Consider the following 16,691-nt stretch of genomic DNA (forward strand, 5'->3'; position numbering starts at 1 on the left):
AAACTGAAAACTGTGACTGAAAACTGCGACTAAAAGTAAAAAAATGGAATTAGACGAAAAAAAATATTTATACTTACTTTTTATACTACCCATCGTGATGTTGGTTTTTCTAATTAATTTATATTGGAAAAGAAGAAAACAACGCGAATTTGGGGATTTGGAATTGGTTAAAAAACTAAGCCCTGAAAGTTCTGTTTTTAAACCTGTTCTGAAATTGGTATTGCTGCTTCTGGCGTTAGTTGGAATTATTGTTGGATTAGTGAATCCAAAAATAGGGACTAAAATGGAAACCGTAAAACGAGAGGGAATTGATATCGTTTTTGCTATGGATGTCTCCAAAAGTATGCTGGCTGAAGATGTTGCGCCAAACCGGTTGGACAAAAGCAAGCAAATTGTTTCTCAAATAATTAACCAATTAGGAAGCGATAGAATAGGGATTGTTGCTTATGCAGGAAGTGCTTTTCCCGTATTGCCCATTACGACAGATTACAGTGTTGCCAAGATGTTTTTGCAAAGTATGAATACCGAAATGGTTTCTTCTCAAGGAACATCGCTTGAGGAAGCGATAAAATTATCTGCGACTTATTTTGACGATAAAAGTAAAACGAGCAAGTTATTGATTTTGATTTCGGATGGGGAAGATCATTCTGAAGGAGCAGAATCCGCAGCTGAAGAAGCGAATAAGCTGGGAATGAAAATCATTACGATAGGTATTGGAACTGAAAAAGGAGGAACGATTCCATTGAAAAGAAATGGGATAGTGGAAAGCTTTCAAAGAGACAACAATAATCAGGTTGTAATAACTAAATTGAATGAGGCGGGTTTAATAGCTATTGCAAAAGCCACAAAAGGAGGTTACATAAATGGTAATAATACCAAGGAAGTGCTTGAATATATCAAAAACACTTTGGATAAAATCCAAAAAACAGAATTTGAAGCCACAGAAATGGCTGATTTTCAATCGCAATTTCAGTGGTTTTTAGCGTTTGCTTTTGTTTTGTTATTCCTGGATATTTTCCTTTTGGAACGAAAAACAAGTTGGGTAAACAAATTAAATTTATTTAACGAGAATAAATAAAATAAAATGATTAAAATATATTTAGCCTCGTCTCCCTCTCCTTTGGAGAGGGTCGGGGTGAAGAAAAACCTAATCTTACATCTTTTATTGCTTTTTACTTTTGTTGCAAATGCACAACAGAAGGACAAAATATTGCCTAAAGCAAACGAGGAATATGCCGAAAATAATTTTGTTGATGCAGAAGCAGATTACAGAATTTCTAATTCGAAATTTCCGAATAAAACCGTTTCGACCTATAATTTAGGAAATGCAATTTATAAGCAAAATCAAGCGTCAGAAGCAAAATTTGCTTTCGCCAAAGCATTGAAAAGCGCCAAGTCAAGACCTGAAAAACACAAAGCCTTCCATAATTTAGGAAATGTTTTCATGAAAGAAAAGGATTATACCCAAGCAGTGGAAGTCTACAAAAACGCATTGCGAAACAATCCTTCGGACGAAGAAACACGTTATAATTATGCTTTGGCAAAAAAAATGCTAAAAGAAAATCCCCCAAAGGATGATAAGAAAGACGACAAGAAAGATAAGAAAGACGACAAGAAAGACAAAGACAAGGATAAAGACAAGAAGGACGACAAAAACAACAAGGATAAAGAGAAGAAAGACGATAAAGGGGATAAGGATAAAGACAAAAAAGATCCAAAACCCAATGAGAATGGAGAGCCAAAACCAATGCCTGGAGGAATGTCTAAAGAACGTTTAGAAAATCTTCTGGATGCAGTAAATAAGGAAGAGAAGAAAGTTCAAGATAAAGTAAATGCCCAAAAAGTAAAAGGAAAACCAATAAAAACCGAGAAAGATTGGTAATTCAATTAAGATAATTTGACAATGAAAAGATTTATAGCAGCGATTGTTTTAATGGTATGCAGTTCACTCAGCGCTCAAGTACAATTTGAAGCCAGGGTAAGCAAAACCATACTAGGCCTGAACGAAAGACTTCGTATCGATTTTATGATGAATGTAGATGGGGATAATTTTATCCAGCCGTCTTTTGATGGGTTTAGAATTATTGCCGGACCAAGCCAGCAAGTAAGTCAATCATGGGTAAATGGAAGAAGTTCTTTTGAGAAAGTGTATTCTTATTTTCTTTTGCCAAATAAAAAAGGAGCATTAGTTATCAAGCAGGCAGCCATTGAATACAATGGACAGATTTATAAAACATCGCCTATTAAAATAAACGTTACTGCAGCAACAGAGCAGCCAAGAGATCCAAACGATACTCAGATTTCTGCGGATGATAATATCTATCTTGTTGCCGATGTTTCTAAAACAAATCCGTACATCAATGAACCTATCACGGTAGTTTATAAATTGTATTTTAGTTATAATATTGGAATTACCAATTGGAGAGAATTAAATAAGCCTAAATACAATGATTTTTGGAGTCAAAATATTGATATAAAACAATTGGTTGCTCAGGAAGGCATGTTTAAAGGAGAAAAATACCGCTATGTGGTGTTGAGAAAAACGGTGTTGTATCCCCAAAAATCAGGAAAGTTAGCAATAGAACCTTTGTCGCTAGATATTGATGTGCAGTTACCTACCAATCAAAGAAATATGTATGGGCAGGTTGTAGTAAAAGAAGGAAGTAAAAGAGTTTCCGCAGGATCAAAAATAATTACTGTCAAAGCACTTCCCGAAGTTGGAAAACCAGAGGATTTCTCTGGCGCTGTAGGAAATTTTGATTTTAAAGTAACGCCTTCAAAAACGAATTTAAAAAATGGTGAAAGCCTTGATTTGGTGGTCAGCGTGACTGGAAAAGGGAACATGAAATTATTCAGTTTACCAAAACCAATTGTGCCCAATGCGCTCGAAATGTATGACGCTGTTCATAAGGAACAAGTAGATACGCCACTTTCAGGAATGGTTGGAAAGGTTTCAGACAGTTATACCATTATTCCGCAGTATAAAGGGAATTATCCTATAAAGTCATTGCGTTTTTCTTATTTTGATTTGGGTTCAGGAAAATATAAAACACTAAGTTCTCCAGAGATAATGATTAATATTCTTGACGGGCCAACAGCTGCTGTAGCGTCGAATTCTGTGGATAAAAATAAAATACCGAATGTTGAACAATTCAAATTTATTAAGTTAAAAACAAAGCTTTTAACCATAAACAAGGAAGATTTCTTTGGGTCTAATTTATTTTTGGGATTGATGCTTTTGCCGTTTTTAATACTTCCAGTGATTGTATTGGTTAAAAAGAAGAAAGAAGCAATTTACGGGGATGTTACCGGAAACAGAATAAGACTGAATAATAAATTGGCCAAGAAATATTTATCTGAAGCCAAAAAGCAAATCAACAACAAAGAATTGTTTTATATCGCGCTTGAAAAAGCAATGCATAATTTCCTGAAAGCCAAATTACATATCGAAACATCAGAAATGAGTAAGGATAACATTCAGGAACTTTTGTTGTCTAAAAATGCCAATCCGCAAGCAGTAAATGATTTCATTGCATTGACTGAAAACTGTGAAGTGGCAAGATATGCGCCATCTTCGAGTGTGGCTATACAGCAGGATTTTGATAAAGCCGTTTTGATTATTTCAGACTTAGAAAAACAGATATAATTTTGAACCGCCAATGCAATTGCGATGAACGAAGCAATCTCGCACGAGGAGGATCAATCGACAACTTATACCATTAAAATGAAAAACATACTTTATATATTATTATTGACAACCCAGGTTTTCTTTGCCCAAAACGGTTTTGAAAAAGGGAATGAATTGTATAAAAACGGCAAGTACGATCAGGCGGTTGAAGCGTATGAAAACGTATTGAAAGAGAATAAACAATCGTCAGAATTGTATTTTAATCTTGGGAATAGCTATTATAAATTAAATAAAGTGGCGCCATCAATTTATAACTATGAAAAAGCATTAGTGCTTAATCCAAAAGATAGTGAAAGTGCAAACAACCTAAAATTTGCTCAAAAAAGAACTATCGATGAAATCAAAGTAGTGCCAAAAGTGGGTTTTGGAAAGTTACTACGTGATTTTACAGGCATATACAATTATAATACTTGGGCATGGATTTCGGTGGTATTGGCAACTTCTTTTCTGTTGTTTTTTGTTGGCTATTATTTTTCAGAAACGACGGTGTCAAAAAGAATTTTCTTTTTTGGAATGTTTGTCCTTATTTTTCTAATTCTTGTCAGTGTTTCATCGGCTATTTTCGAAAAAAGCCATTTTGATAAGGAAAAGCCAGCGATTGTTTTTGCCGAAATTGCGGAGGTAAGAGCTGAGCCACAAAAGGCGAGTGCTGCGGTTATAGTGCTGCATGAGGGGACAAAAGTCTATGTGCAGGAAAAAGTAGATAATTGGAAAAAAGTACAGTTAACAGATGGTACTGAAGGCTGGATTGAAGGTAGCTTTATAAGGGAAGTGAAATAATTCTGATTTCAGATTTTTATCCGTCGTATTTTTCTATTATTCATCTGAAGACTTCCTACTTTGACTGCCTAGTGCAACAGATTACTTTTTTTCAAATCATGATACCAATTCTTAATCGAAGGAAAAATGAAACCGGCTGTTTTTTGAATCGGATTATAAAACAAGGAATTATCTAATGTTTCTTTCTTGGCTAAGTAGTTATGGTAGTTTATTTTTTCGAAAACGGTAAAAACAATACTCACTATCAGAACGGTTTTCAGCACTCGAAATAATCCACCTCCCAGCTTGTTGAGCCAGCCCAGAAAAGCTAAATCAGTTACTTGTGTAAGGATTTTTGCCAATATCGAGATTCCAATAATAACTAACATAAAAGTTAGCACAAAAGCAACTGCCTGAATCGTATTGGGATTCCAATGAAAAAATCCGGAGAGCACTCCCTTCATAAATGAAGAAAATTTTATTGCAACATAAATGCCGAGGATTAGCGAAATCAACGATGCTAATTCAATAAAAAGACCATTTCTAATTCCTTTATACAAAGCGAAAGCCAATAAAACACCCAAAATAATATCCAAAAGTCCCATAATAATTCAAAATTAAATAAAAAGAACAAATATAAAAGAATTGTTGATTATCAATTGCCAATTTTCAAGTTCTTATCTTTGCGCAACTAATTTTATGATTGGTGATTTAATAACTCATAATTTATAATTCATAAAAATGTCAAGAGACACACAACTTAAAGAACGCTGGGAACAGCTTGTAACGATACTTTCCGATCAATTTTCTCAAGGAGAAGATTTAGATTTAGACGCCATTATTTACTTAATCGGGGTACAAGAACTCGGAAAAGTACACAATGAATTTAAAAAAGACGAGAAACTTAACCTCATGCATATTGCAATTTGCAGGTTATTGGAACCTTATGGATTCTATGAATTTGAATTTTTTGATGAAGACGGTTGGCCGCATTATAAAGTAAAAGAGGAATTGCCACCACTTAAAGCGGGTGAGCAATCAGTTTTAATGAAAGAAGCAATTGTTAATTATTTTCTAGAACGAGAAGTAATACAGTAAACAATATAAAAAACGCAAGGAATATAATTTTTTTTCACAGAAAGGTTATATAAGTTAGCTTAAATGCGCTTACATTTCTTAAATGGTTTAAAAAAAAGGATGTTTTAGTTTTTGTTAGTCTTTCCAGAAAGTAATCTAACAATTTAGAAAGGAAACTTTATACTTTAAACCAGAAACTTGAAACAAATTTTGTAATTTTGCACTCTCAATTATTGAATGAAAATGATAGATAAGATAAAAGAATATATCGGCGAAGCACAAGCTTTTTCAACACAAAATACAGCAGAATTAGAAGTCTTTAGAATAAAATTCTTAGGAAGTAAAGGACTTTTGAAAGAGCTTTTTGCGGAGTTCAAGAATGTTCCTAACGACCAGAAGAAAGAGTTTGGACAGGTAATAAATCTGTTAAAAACTTCTGCCGAAGAAAAAGTAAAAATCATACAGGAATCTTTAGAAAGTAAAGAAGAAAGTAAAGGTTTTTATGACGATTTAACGCGTTCTTCTGAACCGATTACTATTGGTTCCCGTCACCCTATTTCATTGGTGAAAAACCAAATTATAGATATCTTTTCAAACATAGGTTTCAATGTTTCTGAAGGACCGGAAATCGAAGATGACTGGCATAATTTTACAGCATTAAACTTACCAGAATATCATCCGGCACGTGACATGCAAGACACATTTTTTATTCAAACTAATCCTGATATTTTGTTGCGTACGCACACTTCATCAGTGCAGGTGCGTTATATGGAAAACAATAAACCACCTATTAGAACGATTTCTCCGGGAAGAGTTTTTCGTAATGAAGCCGTTTCTTCGCGTTCACATTGTATTTTTCACCAAGTCGAAGGACTGTACATCGATAAAGATGTTTCTTTTGCAGATTTAAAGCAAACTTTACTTTATTTCACCAAGGAAATGTTCGGGAAGTCAAAAATCCGTTTGCGTCCGTCTTACTTTCCATTTACGGAGCCAAGTGCGGAGGTTGATATTTATTGGGGTCTGAAAACAGAAACCGATTACAGAATCACCAAAGGAACCGGTTGGTTAGAAATCATGGGTTGTGGAATGGTAGATCCAAATGTTTTGAAAAACTGTGGAATCAATCCCGACGAATATAACGGTTTTGCCTTCGGGATGGGAATCGAAAGAATTGCCATGTTGTTGTATCAAATTGGCGATATTCGTATGTTCTACGAAAATGACGTTCGTTTCCTAGAACAATTTAAATCTTCAATTTAGTCGAAAGTTCATAATGTCAAAAGTCTAAAGAAATCCCTGATTTGGATTCACATAAGGCTTTACGACTTTAAGACCTTAGACTTTAAGACTATTATATGAAAAAAGACATCATCATCCCCGAAGTAGAAAACGTTTTCCTAGCTGCGGTTCAAGAATGGAGCGACGATTTTATGGAAAAAGTTTGGTATGCCTACTTAGTAAATGACAGTGATTTTTTAATAGAAAGTGTCATGGTAGTTTCTAAAGCTTTTGGTACTATCGATGGCGAAATGAAAAAAACATCACTTTTACGTCATGCTTTTGTAGAGGTGCCTGCCGTTTCAGTTATGAAAATCGAAATGATTGAAAAAAGTGTTTTGGCACTAAACAATGAATTCATGATGACTTTCTTCATTGGAGACAAATTATACGACAAAAAGTATATTTTCAAATCGCATTCTATCAGCGAGGACTTTGTGGAAGAAGTGCCTATTTTATTTGTTGACGGAGTTATTGTGAGGTAAATTACTTTTGGTTTCAAACCAAAAGTAAGAAATAATGATATAAAAAAGGCACTATCTTCATGTAGATTAGTGCCTTTTTTATTGTGAAATTATAAATGATTTACTTATGTTAATCCAGTTTGTCCGTTAGTTTTTTGAACACAGTCTTAGCATCTTGTCCGTCGTAAAGAATGTTGTAAACGGCATCTATAATTGGTGTTTTTGCACCATAACCCTGATTGAGTTTATAGGCGCTTTTTACAGCGTAATAGCCTTCAGCAACCATACTCATTTCCATCATTGCCGCTTTCACGGTGTAGCCTTTGCCAATCATGTTCCCAAACATTCTATTTCTGGAAAATACAGAATAACCGGTTACCAATAAATCTCCTAAATAAGCGGAATCATTGATGTTACGTTTCATTTTGTGGACTTTCTTGATGAATTTTTTCATCTCCCGAATCCCATTACTCATCAAAACTGACTGAAAGTTATCTCCATAACCCAGTCCATGCGCCATTCCTGCTGCAATAGCATAAATGTTTTTTAGCATGGCTGCATATTCAGTTCCTATAATGTCATCGGTGATTTTAGTTTTTATGTAATTTCCAGATAGATTTTTTGCTACAACTTTTGCTTTTTCTTCATCACCACAAGCAATAGTAAGATAAGATAATCGTTCCATCGCTACTTCTTCTGCGTGGCAAGGTCCGGTAATAACACCAATATTATAATAAGGAATATCGTATTTTACATGAAAATGTTCGCCCACAATCAAACTTGTTTCGGGAACAATTCCTTTAATTGCAGAGAAAATGATTTTGTCCTCTAGGGAAACCGTTAGTTTTTCTAATTCACCATCCAAGAAAGCAGATGGAATTGCAAAGATGATATAATCAGCATAGGCTACAGCCTCATTGATATCATTGGTAAGCTTAAGTTTTTTGGTGTCAAATTCAACCGAACTTAAGTAATTTGGATTGTGTTTGTAGGTTTTAATGTGTTCAATAGCAGCGTCATTACGCATATACCAAGAAATTTCAGTAAGATTTACACATAACATTTTTGCAATAGCTGTCGCCCAACTTCCACCACCAATCACTGCGAATTTTATACTTACGGCCATCTTTTTTATTAAATTTTAATCAAAAGTACTTAAAAATCTATTAATTAAACAAATAAAATCGAAACAAGAAACCGCTATTTTCGGTAGTTTATATAATAGAGAATTATGAGTATTTACAATTAGTCATTTTATTTTTATTATTTAACACAATATGTATATGTTATTTGCGTTATAAATGATTATAAATCGGTTATTTAATAAATATAATAAGAATTGAATTAGTTAGTTTTGTTTTAGTATTTTAAAAGGCGCGCCCATAACAAGTATGAGAACGCCTTTTTTATTTTTTGTATTCTGGCTGCTAAATCAGCCTCTTATCAAGTGAATTAATAACTCATTTCAACAATTTCTTTTACTTTTTCTAAGGTAATATTCCGTTTTTCACCTAATGCTTTCCATTCTCTTTGTTCAAAACGTTTTACAATAAAATCAGCAGTTTTTTCAAAGTCTTTCGTATAATCTGATAGTTTGGTTTCCATTCCCATCGTGTGAAAGAATTCAACTGTTTTGTTGATTGCTTCATTTGCAATTTCGTCATCACTTCCCGTCAAATTAAATATACGTTTTCCGTACTGTGCTAATTTTCCTTTTTTGGTTTCAAACATCACTCGATATAAATTTGGACCAACAACAGCCAAAGTTCTGGCGTGATCAATTCCGTACAATGCAGTCAATTCATGGCCAATCATGTGTGTCGCCCAGTCAGAAGGAACCCCTTTTTGGATTAATCCATTCAAAGCCATGGTACAGCTCCACATAAAATTAGAAGCCAAAGCATAATCTTTAGGATTCTCAACTACGTCAGAACCTACTTGGATTAAAGTTTGTAATATTCCTTCTGCAATTCGGTCTTGAAGATACCCTTCATGCGGATAAGTCAAATATTGCTCTAAAACGTGAGTGTAAGCATCTACAACGCCATTCTGCAATTGTCTTTTTGGCAATGAAGCAATCACCGTTGGATCACAAATAGAGAATTTTGGAAACATTGCCATTCCACCAAAATCTAGTTTTTCCTGAGTAGCTTCTATTGTAATTACTGCACCAGAATTCATTTCAGTTCCTGTGGCAGGTAAAGTTAAAACGGTCCCGAAAGGAACTACTTTAGTTACATCTTTAAATAAAATTCTCTTTTTAAGTATATCAATTGGATTTCCTTCAAAATGTGATGCTGCCGAAATAAATTTCACACCATCGATTACTGATCCACCACCAACAGCAAGAATAAAATCAATGTTTTGTTCTTTTACAATCGCAACGGCTTTCATTAATGTTTCAAAATGAGGATTCGCTTCAATTCCGCTGAATTCCACGATTTCAAAACCTTTTAAATTGTTAATTACTTGTTCATGGATTCCATTTTTAAAAATGCTTCCGCCACCGTATGCCAAAAGGATTTTGGCTCCTTGTGGCACTAGTGTTGATAATTTTTCAATCTGTCCTTTACCGAAAACTAAATTGGTAGGATTGTATAATTCGAAATTTAACATACTTTTATTTTTTTGAATTCAATTGATTTAATAATTTTTCAGCAACTAATTTAGATGAAGCTGGATTTTGACCTGTAATCAATAAACCATCTTCAACCACATAAGGTTGCCAATCCCCTACTTTTGAATAAGTAGCCCCGTTTGTTTGTAATGCATCTTCCAATAAAAATGGAACCACTTTAGTTAAACCTACAGCTTCTTCTTCGGTATTAGAGAATCCGGTTACTTTTTTATCTTTTACTAAATATTCGCCGTTTACTTTCACATTTTTCAACGCTCCAGGGGAATGACATACAAAAGCAACTGGTTTTTTATTTGTATAAAAAGCTTCAATCAAAGCAATTGATTTTTTGTCTTCGGCTAAATCCCAAAGCGGTCCATGACCTCCTGGATAAAAAACAGCATCATAATCAGATTCTTTCACATCCGATAATTTATACGTGTTTTTTAATTTTGCCAATACTTCAGTGTCTTTATCTAATCGTTTCGTGTCTTCGGTTGCAGCAGAAGGATCATTACTTTTTGGATCGATTGGAGGTTGACCTCCCAGTGGTGTGGCAATATCAATTTGAACACCTTTATCAGCTAATTCGTAATATGGAGCAGCAAATTCTTCAGTCCAATATCCTGTTTTTTCTCCGGTATCTCCTAGTTTATCATGACTAGTAAGAACAAATAGTACTTTTTTCATAATTTTTTTGTTTTGTTTCTGTGCAGTTGCTGTTGTACAACTAACGGTTAATGCTATAATGACGAATAATGCGATTTTCTTCATTTCTAATTTTGTTTTTACAAATTTACGGCGAATATGCTATTAGTAAAAATAATTTAAATTATGTTTGTGATAAATATATTTATATCATGGTTAATCTGGAATGGTACAGAACCTTTAAATCGGTTTATAAAAATGGAAATTTTTCTCTCGCTGCCAAAGAATTGTTTATCAGTCAACCGGCTGTAAGTCAGCAAATAGCAATGTTAGAGGCACATGTAGGTTATAAACTTTTTAATAGAAAGTCTAAAGGCGTGGAACCAACAGAATATGCTAAGTTACTCAATAATTTAATCATTGAGGCACTGGACCGATTAGAAAATGTTGAAAATGGTTTTCGAGCCAAAGCGTTCAATGCCAATCGATTAATTTCTATAGGAATCTCTAAACATTTGATGAGCAGTTTAGGAAGTGCACTACTTTCAAAATTTGAATTCATCGATTTTAGCTTTCATGAAAATGATGTCCTTTTTGAATTGGTCGATTCTAAAAAGCTGGATTTTGCAGTTGTTACTAAACAATACGATACGTTTGACACGATTCAGAAGAAACTTGGCGAAATAAAACAAATTATCGTGGGTTCCACAAATATTGACGCTTCAGAATTAAAATCAAAGATTAAAAGTAAAGATTTTGACTCAATTGAACATTGGTTAAACGACCAGAAATGGTTCAGCCATAATGCTCAAATTCCGCATATCAAATTGTTTTGGTTACATGTTTTTAATAAAAAAAGACCTTCGATGGTTCCTAACTACATTATTCCCTCTGAATATGAAATGATAGAGATGCTTTCTAAAAATAACGGAATTGCTGTTGTATGGAATATAAACACAAAGAATTTGATTAAGGAAAAAAAGATACAATTGTTATGGAATAGCAAACAAATGCCTAGTACAGATGTTTTTCTGTTATCTGGTAAAAATGACAATTTGAGTGCTATTTTTGAGAAAATTGAACTGGAATTGAAAAACGTTTTGGGGTAATTACTTCTTATAAAAGTTATTATGGTCAATATATTCCCAAACTTTTGCGGGTAACAAAGGCTGCACATTTTTACCTTTCTTGATATTGTCCCGAATAAATGTTGATGATATTTCTACAACAGGTGCATCAATCATGTGGATTTTTGGGTGATTCTTGAAAGTTGCATTTTCTGCTTCGCTTGAAAGTCGAGGATAGACATAAATTTCATGATTTTCAAGAATCACTTCGTAATTTTTCCATTTGTGCAAAGACTTGAGATTGTCTTCGCCTATGATTAAGGAGAATGCGTAATTTGGGTATTTTCCTTGTAAATGAACTAAAGTGTTCACGGTATAATTAGGTTGCGACAATTTAAATTCAATATCCGACGGTTTTATTTTCGGGAAATCCTCAGTGGCAAGATGTACCATTTGTAAACGGTGGTAATCATCAAGCAAAGTGCTTTTTTTCTTCAAAGGATTATGAGGTGTAACTACCATCCAGACTTGGTCTAAATCCGCATGCTCCGCCATGTGATTGGCAATAATGAGATGCCCAACATGAATGGGGTTAAATGTTCCGAAATACAATCCTATTTTCATTAATTTAATCTTTTACAAAATCTTTTACCAATTGATAGGCTTCTTCCAAAGCAATATCTAAATCATAATTTTTTATAACAACATCAAATTGTGGAGCAGTAGCTAGTTCTACAGAAGCTTTGGCAATACGCATATTGATTTTGTCATCACTTTCGGTAGAGCGTTTTTTCAAACGGATTTTCAATTCGTCAATGCTTGGTGGTTTTACAAAAACGGCCAACGTTTCATTTGGGAATTTATGTTTAATTCGCAATCCGCCAGAAACATCAATATCAAAAATCACATTTTTTCCTTTGGCCCATATTCGTTCCACTTCACTTTTTAAGGTTCCGTAAAAATTGTCTCGGTACACTTCTTCCCATTCCAGAAAGTCTTCGTTTTTGATGTGTTTTTTAAATTCTTCGATAGACATGAAATAATAATCTTTTCCAGTTACTTCTTCCCCTCTTGGCTCACGAGAAGCTGCCGAAATCGAAAATTCAAGATTCAGATCTTCTTTTCCTAATAAATGTCTAACGATGGTCGTCTTTCCAGATCCCGAAGGTGCCGAAAATACTATTAATTTTCCTCCTGTGCTCATTATATTGTTGTTGTTTTAGATGTGCAATCACTTCTAATTTTTATGCAAAAAGACGCGATAAATCGCGTCTCTACTTACTATTTTTTATAAAACATTTAAAACCTGCTCCTTTATTTTTTCCAATTCATCTTTCATCTGAACGACTAATTTTTGCATTTGTGCGTGATTGGATTTCGAACCCATCGTGTTGATTTCACGTCCCATTTCTTGGGTAATAAAACCTAATTTTCTGCCGTTAGCTTCCGTTCCGTTGATGGTTTCCAAGAAGTAATCCAAGTGATTTGTCAAACGCACTTTTTCCTCAGTGATGTCTAATTTCTCTAAATAATAAATCAATTCCTGCTCAAAACGGTTTTCGTCTACATTCACTTTAAGTTCAGCAATTGCAATTTGCAAACGGTCTTTTATCGCTTGAACGCGTTCTGGATCAAGTGCCAAAGCTTCGGTCATATACTGACGAATATTGCCAATTCGCAACTGAAATTCTTTTTCTAGAGAAATTCCTTCATCTTTTCTAAAGGTCAAGATGTTTTGCAAAGCCTCTTCGATAACAGTTTGGATTTGTACCCAGTCGTTTTCATCGATTTCATCACGTTCTATTTTCATGGTATCCGGCATGCGAATAGCCATTTTCATCAGTTCCGTTTCATCAGCATCGGCGTATACTTCTCTCAATTGGTTGATGTAGGCTTTTACAATCGGCACATTCACTTTCGTAGAAGTTTGTTCCGCAGTGCTTTCAATAAAAATAGAAAAATCTACTTTTCCTCTTTCCAGCTTAAGTGCAATTTGGTTGCGTAAACCCAATTCCATTTCGCGGTACAGCGAAGGCATTCTCACATTCAAATCCAAACCTTTACTGTTTAAGGATTTTACTTCTACCGTGATTTTTTTGGTTGGTAATTGCAAAGTGGCTTTACCAAAACCCGTCATTGATTGTATCATATAATTTTCTAAAAGAGGTCAAAGATAAGGAAAAAGTGTTCAGTTTTCAGTCACAGTTTTCAGTTGGGGATAAGTTCAAATTACATTTATTTAAGCAGTATGATTTTTAAATGTCTTATATGGTTAAAAAGCATAATAAAATGGTTAAACATTTATGGACTCGATTTCAGTTTAGCACTGAGACTAGAAACTGGGACTGAAAACTAATTTTTTTTCTGTGTTACCAAATAAACACCAATAAATATCAAAATGGCCGAAACTATTTTGACCAGACTCAGTTCGTCTTTTCCTAAACCAATTGCAAAAATGGTGGCGAACAAGGGTTGCAAATAAATAAAAACGGCAACAGTTGTTGGTTTTAATTCTTTCATCGAAAGCAAATTCAACAAATACGTCAGGAAAGTCGAAAAAACCACGACAAACCCTATTTTCCAGCAAATATCCATTGGAACCAAAGCCCAGTTCACAGTTTGAAATTGGCTCCAGCCAAAAGGTAAAACCATAATAAAACCGAATAAATAAATCCATTTTACAAAGGTAAATGCATTGTATTTATCCATTAACTTCTTGACGATAATCAGGTAAAATCCATAGGAAATGGCGTTGACCAAAACCAGGAAATTTCCCAAACCGGCATTTGTGGCACTGCCAATGGATTTTCCGTAAAGAATAAGAAAAGCAGTTCCTATTAAGCCAAGAACAATTCCCAAAACCATTCGTTTTTGCATGCGTTCTTTCATGATAATGGCCGAAAGTGTCAGGACAATCATAGGCGTCGAAACCATGATTACAGCAGCACTAATAGGAGAAGTAAGGCTCAATCCTTTGAAAAAAGTAAGCATATTAAAAGCCACACCAAAGAATGCGGCAGCAATAATTCTAGGGAAATCATTGCGCGCGATTTTTTCTTTTGGCATAAAAAGCCATGCCAGCCAAAATAAAATCACGGAACCGCCAGCGCGCAACAAGATAAAGCCATACGCATCAATATATAATGGCATGACATCTTTGGCAATGGTAAACGTGACACCGTAAATTATGGAGACAATTGTGGCACCAATTAGTGCAAGATTTCTTTTGGACATTATACCAACGCTTTCATTACCTGCAACATATTTTGCTGGGTATTGCCGATGTAAATTTTATCCTTGATGATAAAAACGGGACGACTCAAGAACGTATAATGTTCCAGAATATAGTTCTTATAATCATCTTCGGTCAAAGATTTATTTTTCAAATCCATTGATTTATAAAGGACTGCTTTTTTACTGAACAAAGCCTCATAACTTCCCGAAAGTTCTCGCATTTGCTCCAGTTCTTCCACGGTAATCGGATCTTGTTTGATGTCGTGAAACTTCAAATTATGGTCTTTTGGCAATGATTTTATAATTTTTCGACAAGTGTCGCAGGAAGCGAGATAATATATTTTATTCATAATAAGTTGTAATTTCTTTGTGCAAAGAAAATTCATTTAAGACGGAAAATGATTATTTTTATCAAAAAAATAAAAATATGAATCAATTATTCGACGTCAGTACTACAAGTAGAAATATGGTTTCAAAATTTCTATCGGGATACACTCTTGACCAACTCAACACGATTCCGGAAGGATTCAGTAATAATTTGATTTGGAACATCGGTCATATTATCGTGGCACAACAACTATTGGTGTATAAGCTTTCTGGTTTGCCTATGATGATTTCTGATGATTTAGTTGAGAAATACAAAAAAGGAACCAAGCCGGAACATATCGCTACACTAGCCGAAGTGGATGAAATTAAATCTTTATTGTTTGAAACCATCAATCAAACCAAAGTTGATTATGACAATAAAATTTTCAAAGATTATATGGAATATACAACTTCAACTGGCGATCATGTTTTAAGAAATGCTGAGGATGCAATGTCTTTCAGTAATTTCCACGAAGGGCTTCACATTGGGATTATGATGGGTATTAGAAAATTTATTTAGAAGCTATTTTACTTCATCAGTTCGCTTTACTCGTGTCCCGCGATTCGTTGCAATTTTTTACTTTCTAAAGAAAAAAAGTAAAAGAGTTTTCATTATTATCGGGTTTAGGCAATCCCTAAAAAACACTATTTGGTCTTTAAAAAAGTTTTGATTTTTAAAGACCATTTTTCTATTTAATGGACAAATATTCGTTTATATCTTTATAAGACAACAATAATTCTTTAGGCCCATCTGAGTATGAGGCAGCTTCATATGGATTGTAGTGTAAAAGCAGTCCTTTGTCTGTGTAAAAAATATTTTGTGGAAGTTCGAATTTTTCGCCTTCAAATTGGTATCCTGTTGCGTTTATAGGTTGGTTTTCAGGGATTTTATATTTAGCTCTGAATTTTTTTTCGGCGAATGCCTTGAAAGCATTTCTATCTTTAAATAATTTATTATTTGGAATAGATTTTCCGGTTTCGGGATCAAAAATCAAAGAGCGTAAACCTTGATATCCGTGAGCGCCACCAGTATAAGTATAATGCTTGATTTCTATATTTAAAATACTGTCTGACTGATATTTTACACTTCCTTCAATTTTTGCTTCCCATCCAAAAACGTCCTTTGGATATTCTTTTTGCAGTTTTTCATAAGAGCCAATAAATGAAGCTAATAGTCCTTTATAATCAGTTGATGTATATGGCTTTTCGCCAAAGTAAATAATCTCTTTCAAAACAGAAAATACTTTTTTATTGATGCTGTCAGCTACGACCGGGACATCTTTTGCGACCGGAATTCGCACACTGATTTGAGGACACTCTTTTTTGCATGGCAAAGTTGTTTTTTTCTGAAAAGATTGGTCCTCAAAAGCTAATTCTTTAGAACAACGAGTCATTGAAAAAAGCAATACGGCAAAAATTATAATATGTTTCATCTCAAAAATGTTAATTAAATACAAAGGTATCAACTTGTGGCTTGGATAGAATAAATT

At 34.1% G+C, this 16,691-nt stretch carries 19 protein-coding genes; 9 read left to right on the plus strand and 10 right to left on the minus strand.

Annotated elements, in window-relative coordinates:
• Window positions 1-43: 43 nt before the first annotated feature.
• From ACFX5F_RS00220 to ACFX5F_RS00235, 4 genes are all read left to right on the plus strand, one after another.
• Complete coding sequence (locus tag ACFX5F_RS00220) at window positions 44-1,078, plus strand: vWA domain-containing protein (RefSeq protein ID WP_379848785.1); 1,035 nt, start codon at window positions 44-46, stop codon at window positions 1,076-1,078.
• Window positions 1,079-1,084: 6 nt separating this feature from the next.
• Complete coding sequence (locus tag ACFX5F_RS00225; RefSeq protein ID WP_379848787.1) at window positions 1,085-1,882, plus strand: tetratricopeptide repeat protein; 798 nt, start codon at window positions 1,085-1,087, stop codon at window positions 1,880-1,882.
• A 21-nt stretch (window positions 1,883-1,903) separates the two neighbouring features.
• Window positions 1,904-3,646: a BatD family protein gene (locus tag ACFX5F_RS00230; protein WP_379848789.1), complete on the plus strand. Its 1,743-nt coding sequence runs from the start codon at window positions 1,904-1,906 to the stop codon at window positions 3,644-3,646.
• Between the two features lie 78 nt (window positions 3,647-3,724).
• Window positions 3,725-4,468 (plus strand): tetratricopeptide repeat protein, encoded by a 744-nt coding sequence (locus ACFX5F_RS00235; RefSeq protein WP_379849771.1) that lies wholly within the window; start codon window positions 3,725-3,727, stop codon window positions 4,466-4,468.
• 68 nt (window positions 4,469-4,536) lie between these two features.
• On the opposite strand, the gene ACFX5F_RS00240 is transcribed toward ACFX5F_RS00235, so the two are convergent.
• The gene (locus ACFX5F_RS00240) at window positions 4,537-5,052 is read right to left on the minus strand and encodes a CvpA family protein (protein ID WP_379848791.1); all 516 of its coding nucleotides are present in this window, start codon (window positions 5,050-5,052) and stop codon (window positions 4,537-4,539) included.
• Window positions 5,053-5,188: 136 nt separating this feature from the next.
• On the opposite strand from ACFX5F_RS00240, the gene ACFX5F_RS00245 reads away from it, so the two are divergent.
• The 3 genes from ACFX5F_RS00245 (at window position 5,189) to ACFX5F_RS00255 (ending at window position 7,290) form a co-directional block, all read left to right on the plus strand.
• Complete coding sequence (locus tag ACFX5F_RS00245; RefSeq protein WP_379848793.1) at window positions 5,189-5,545, plus strand: hypothetical protein; 357 nt, start codon at window positions 5,189-5,191, stop codon at window positions 5,543-5,545.
• A gap of 222 nt (window positions 5,546-5,767) precedes the next feature.
• On the plus strand, window positions 5,768-6,787 hold the full coding sequence (pheS, locus tag ACFX5F_RS00250; RefSeq protein WP_379848795.1) for a phenylalanine--tRNA ligase subunit alpha: 1,020 nt from the start codon (window positions 5,768-5,770) through the stop codon (window positions 6,785-6,787).
• A gap of 95 nt (window positions 6,788-6,882) precedes the next feature.
• The gene (locus ACFX5F_RS00255; protein WP_379848797.1) at window positions 6,883-7,290 is read left to right on the plus strand and encodes a hypothetical protein; all 408 of its coding nucleotides are present in this window, start codon (window positions 6,883-6,885) and stop codon (window positions 7,288-7,290) included.
• 109 nt (window positions 7,291-7,399) lie between these two features.
• On the opposite strand, the gene ACFX5F_RS00260 is transcribed toward ACFX5F_RS00255, so the two are convergent.
• The 3 genes from ACFX5F_RS00260 to ACFX5F_RS00270 form a co-directional block, all read right to left on the minus strand.
• Window positions 7,400-8,395: an NAD(P)H-dependent glycerol-3-phosphate dehydrogenase gene (locus ACFX5F_RS00260; protein WP_379848799.1), complete on the minus strand. Its 996-nt coding sequence runs from the start codon at window positions 8,393-8,395 to the stop codon at window positions 7,400-7,402.
• A gap of 326 nt (window positions 8,396-8,721) precedes the next feature.
• The gene (locus ACFX5F_RS00265) at window positions 8,722-9,885 is read right to left on the minus strand and encodes an iron-containing alcohol dehydrogenase (RefSeq protein ID WP_379848801.1); all 1,164 of its coding nucleotides are present in this window, start codon (window positions 9,883-9,885) and stop codon (window positions 8,722-8,724) included.
• A 4-nt stretch (window positions 9,886-9,889) separates the two neighbouring features.
• Window positions 9,890-10,660: a type 1 glutamine amidotransferase domain-containing protein gene (locus ACFX5F_RS00270; RefSeq protein WP_379848803.1), complete on the minus strand. Its 771-nt coding sequence runs from the start codon at window positions 10,658-10,660 to the stop codon at window positions 9,890-9,892.
• Here ACFX5F_RS00270 and ACFX5F_RS00275 point away from each other — a divergent pair.
• Window positions 10,645-11,643: a LysR family transcriptional regulator gene (locus ACFX5F_RS00275; RefSeq protein WP_379848805.1), complete on the plus strand. Its 999-nt coding sequence runs from the start codon at window positions 10,645-10,647 to the stop codon at window positions 11,641-11,643. The two genes, ACFX5F_RS00270 and ACFX5F_RS00275, sit on opposite strands and share 16 nt — an antisense overlap.
• Here the strand turns inward: ACFX5F_RS00275 and nadD are convergent, their stop codons facing one another.
• The 5 genes from nadD to ACFX5F_RS00300 all read right to left on the minus strand — a co-directional run bounded on the left by nadD (window position 11,644) and on the right by ACFX5F_RS00300 (window position 15,185).
• Window positions 11,644-12,225 (minus strand): nicotinate (nicotinamide) nucleotide adenylyltransferase, encoded by a 582-nt coding sequence (gene nadD, locus ACFX5F_RS00280; RefSeq protein ID WP_379848807.1) that lies wholly within the window; start codon window positions 12,223-12,225, stop codon window positions 11,644-11,646.
• A gap of 4 nt (window positions 12,226-12,229) precedes the next feature.
• Window positions 12,230-12,805, minus strand: a complete 576-nt coding sequence (gmk, locus tag ACFX5F_RS00285) for a guanylate kinase (RefSeq protein WP_379848809.1) — start codon at window positions 12,803-12,805, stop codon at window positions 12,230-12,232.
• An 84-nt stretch (window positions 12,806-12,889) separates the two neighbouring features.
• The gene (locus tag ACFX5F_RS00290) at window positions 12,890-13,750 is read right to left on the minus strand and encodes a YicC/YloC family endoribonuclease (RefSeq protein ID WP_379848811.1); all 861 of its coding nucleotides are present in this window, start codon (window positions 13,748-13,750) and stop codon (window positions 12,890-12,892) included.
• Between the two features lie 203 nt (window positions 13,751-13,953).
• The gene (locus ACFX5F_RS00295) at window positions 13,954-14,835 is read right to left on the minus strand and encodes a DMT family transporter (RefSeq protein WP_379848813.1); all 882 of its coding nucleotides are present in this window, start codon (window positions 14,833-14,835) and stop codon (window positions 13,954-13,956) included.
• On the minus strand, window positions 14,835-15,185 hold the full coding sequence (locus tag ACFX5F_RS00300; RefSeq protein ID WP_379848815.1) for an arsenate reductase family protein: 351 nt from the start codon (window positions 15,183-15,185) through the stop codon (window positions 14,835-14,837). The genes ACFX5F_RS00295 and ACFX5F_RS00300 overlap by 1 nt, the downstream gene beginning before the upstream one ends.
• A 77-nt stretch (window positions 15,186-15,262) precedes the next feature.
• Here ACFX5F_RS00300 and ACFX5F_RS00305 point away from each other — a divergent pair, with 77 nt between their 5' ends.
• A complete protein-coding gene (locus ACFX5F_RS00305) occupies window positions 15,263-15,721 on the plus strand; it encodes a DinB family protein (protein ID WP_379848817.1) in 459 nt (152 codons plus the stop codon).
• Window positions 15,722-15,890: 169 nt separating this feature from the next.
• On the opposite strand, the gene ACFX5F_RS00310 is transcribed toward ACFX5F_RS00305, so the two are convergent.
• A complete protein-coding gene (locus ACFX5F_RS00310; protein ID WP_379848819.1) occupies window positions 15,891-16,634 on the minus strand; it encodes a DUF3298 and DUF4163 domain-containing protein in 744 nt (247 codons plus the stop codon).
• Window positions 16,635-16,691: the final 57 nt, after the last annotated feature.

The sequence above is a fragment of the Flavobacterium zhoui genome (assembly GCF_042787235.1).
GTDB classification, from domain to species: domain Bacteria; phylum Bacteroidota; class Bacteroidia; order Flavobacteriales; family Flavobacteriaceae; genus Flavobacterium; species Flavobacterium zhoui.

Excerpts from the sequence above, each read along its gene's own strand:
- ACFX5F_RS00245 (WP_379848793.1), top strand. The coding sequence starts at position 5,189 with ATGTCAAGAGACACACAACTTAAAGAACGCTGGGAACAGCTTGTAACG.
- pheS (WP_379848795.1), top strand. The coding sequence starts at position 5,768 with ATGATAGATAAGATAAAAGAATATATCGGCGAAGCACAAGCTTTTTCA.
- ACFX5F_RS00255 (WP_379848797.1), top strand. The coding sequence starts at position 6,883 with ATGAAAAAAGACATCATCATCCCCGAAGTAGAAAACGTTTTCCTAGCT.
- ACFX5F_RS00220 (WP_379848785.1), top strand. The coding sequence starts at position 44 with ATGGAATTAGACGAAAAAAAATATTTATACTTACTTTTTATACTACCC.
- ACFX5F_RS00225 (WP_379848787.1), top strand. The coding sequence starts at position 1,085 with ATGATTAAAATATATTTAGCCTCGTCTCCCTCTCCTTTGGAGAGGGTC.
- ACFX5F_RS00230 (WP_379848789.1), top strand. The coding sequence starts at position 1,904 with ATGAAAAGATTTATAGCAGCGATTGTTTTAATGGTATGCAGTTCACTC.
- ACFX5F_RS00290 (WP_379848811.1), bottom strand. The coding sequence starts at position 13,750 with ATGATACAATCAATGACGGGTTTTGGTAAAGCCACTTTGCAATTACCA.
- ACFX5F_RS00305 (WP_379848817.1), top strand. The coding sequence starts at position 15,263 with ATGAATCAATTATTCGACGTCAGTACTACAAGTAGAAATATGGTTTCA.
- ACFX5F_RS00295 (WP_379848813.1), bottom strand. The coding sequence starts at position 14,835 with ATGTCCAAAAGAAATCTTGCACTAATTGGTGCCACAATTGTCTCCATA.
- ACFX5F_RS00300 (WP_379848815.1), bottom strand. The coding sequence starts at position 15,185 with ATGAATAAAATATATTATCTCGCTTCCTGCGACACTTGTCGAAAAATT.
- ACFX5F_RS00275 (WP_379848805.1), top strand. The coding sequence starts at position 10,645 with ATGCGATTTTCTTCATTTCTAATTTTGTTTTTACAAATTTACGGCGAA.
- ACFX5F_RS00235 (WP_379849771.1), top strand. The coding sequence starts at position 3,725 with ATGAAAAACATACTTTATATATTATTATTGACAACCCAGGTTTTCTTT.
- ACFX5F_RS00310 (WP_379848819.1), bottom strand. The coding sequence starts at position 16,634 with ATGAAACATATTATAATTTTTGCCGTATTGCTTTTTTCAATGACTCGT.
- ACFX5F_RS00260 (WP_379848799.1), bottom strand. The coding sequence starts at position 8,395 with ATGGCCGTAAGTATAAAATTCGCAGTGATTGGTGGTGGAAGTTGGGCG.
- ACFX5F_RS00270 (WP_379848803.1), bottom strand. The coding sequence starts at position 10,660 with ATGAAGAAAATCGCATTATTCGTCATTATAGCATTAACCGTTAGTTGT.
- gmk (WP_379848809.1), bottom strand. The coding sequence starts at position 12,805 with ATGAGCACAGGAGGAAAATTAATAGTATTTTCGGCACCTTCGGGATCT.
- ACFX5F_RS00265 (WP_379848801.1), bottom strand. The coding sequence starts at position 9,885 with ATGTTAAATTTCGAATTATACAATCCTACCAATTTAGTTTTCGGTAAA.
- ACFX5F_RS00240 (WP_379848791.1), bottom strand. The coding sequence starts at position 5,052 with ATGGGACTTTTGGATATTATTTTGGGTGTTTTATTGGCTTTCGCTTTG.
- nadD (WP_379848807.1), bottom strand. The coding sequence starts at position 12,225 with ATGAAAATAGGATTGTATTTCGGAACATTTAACCCCATTCATGTTGGG.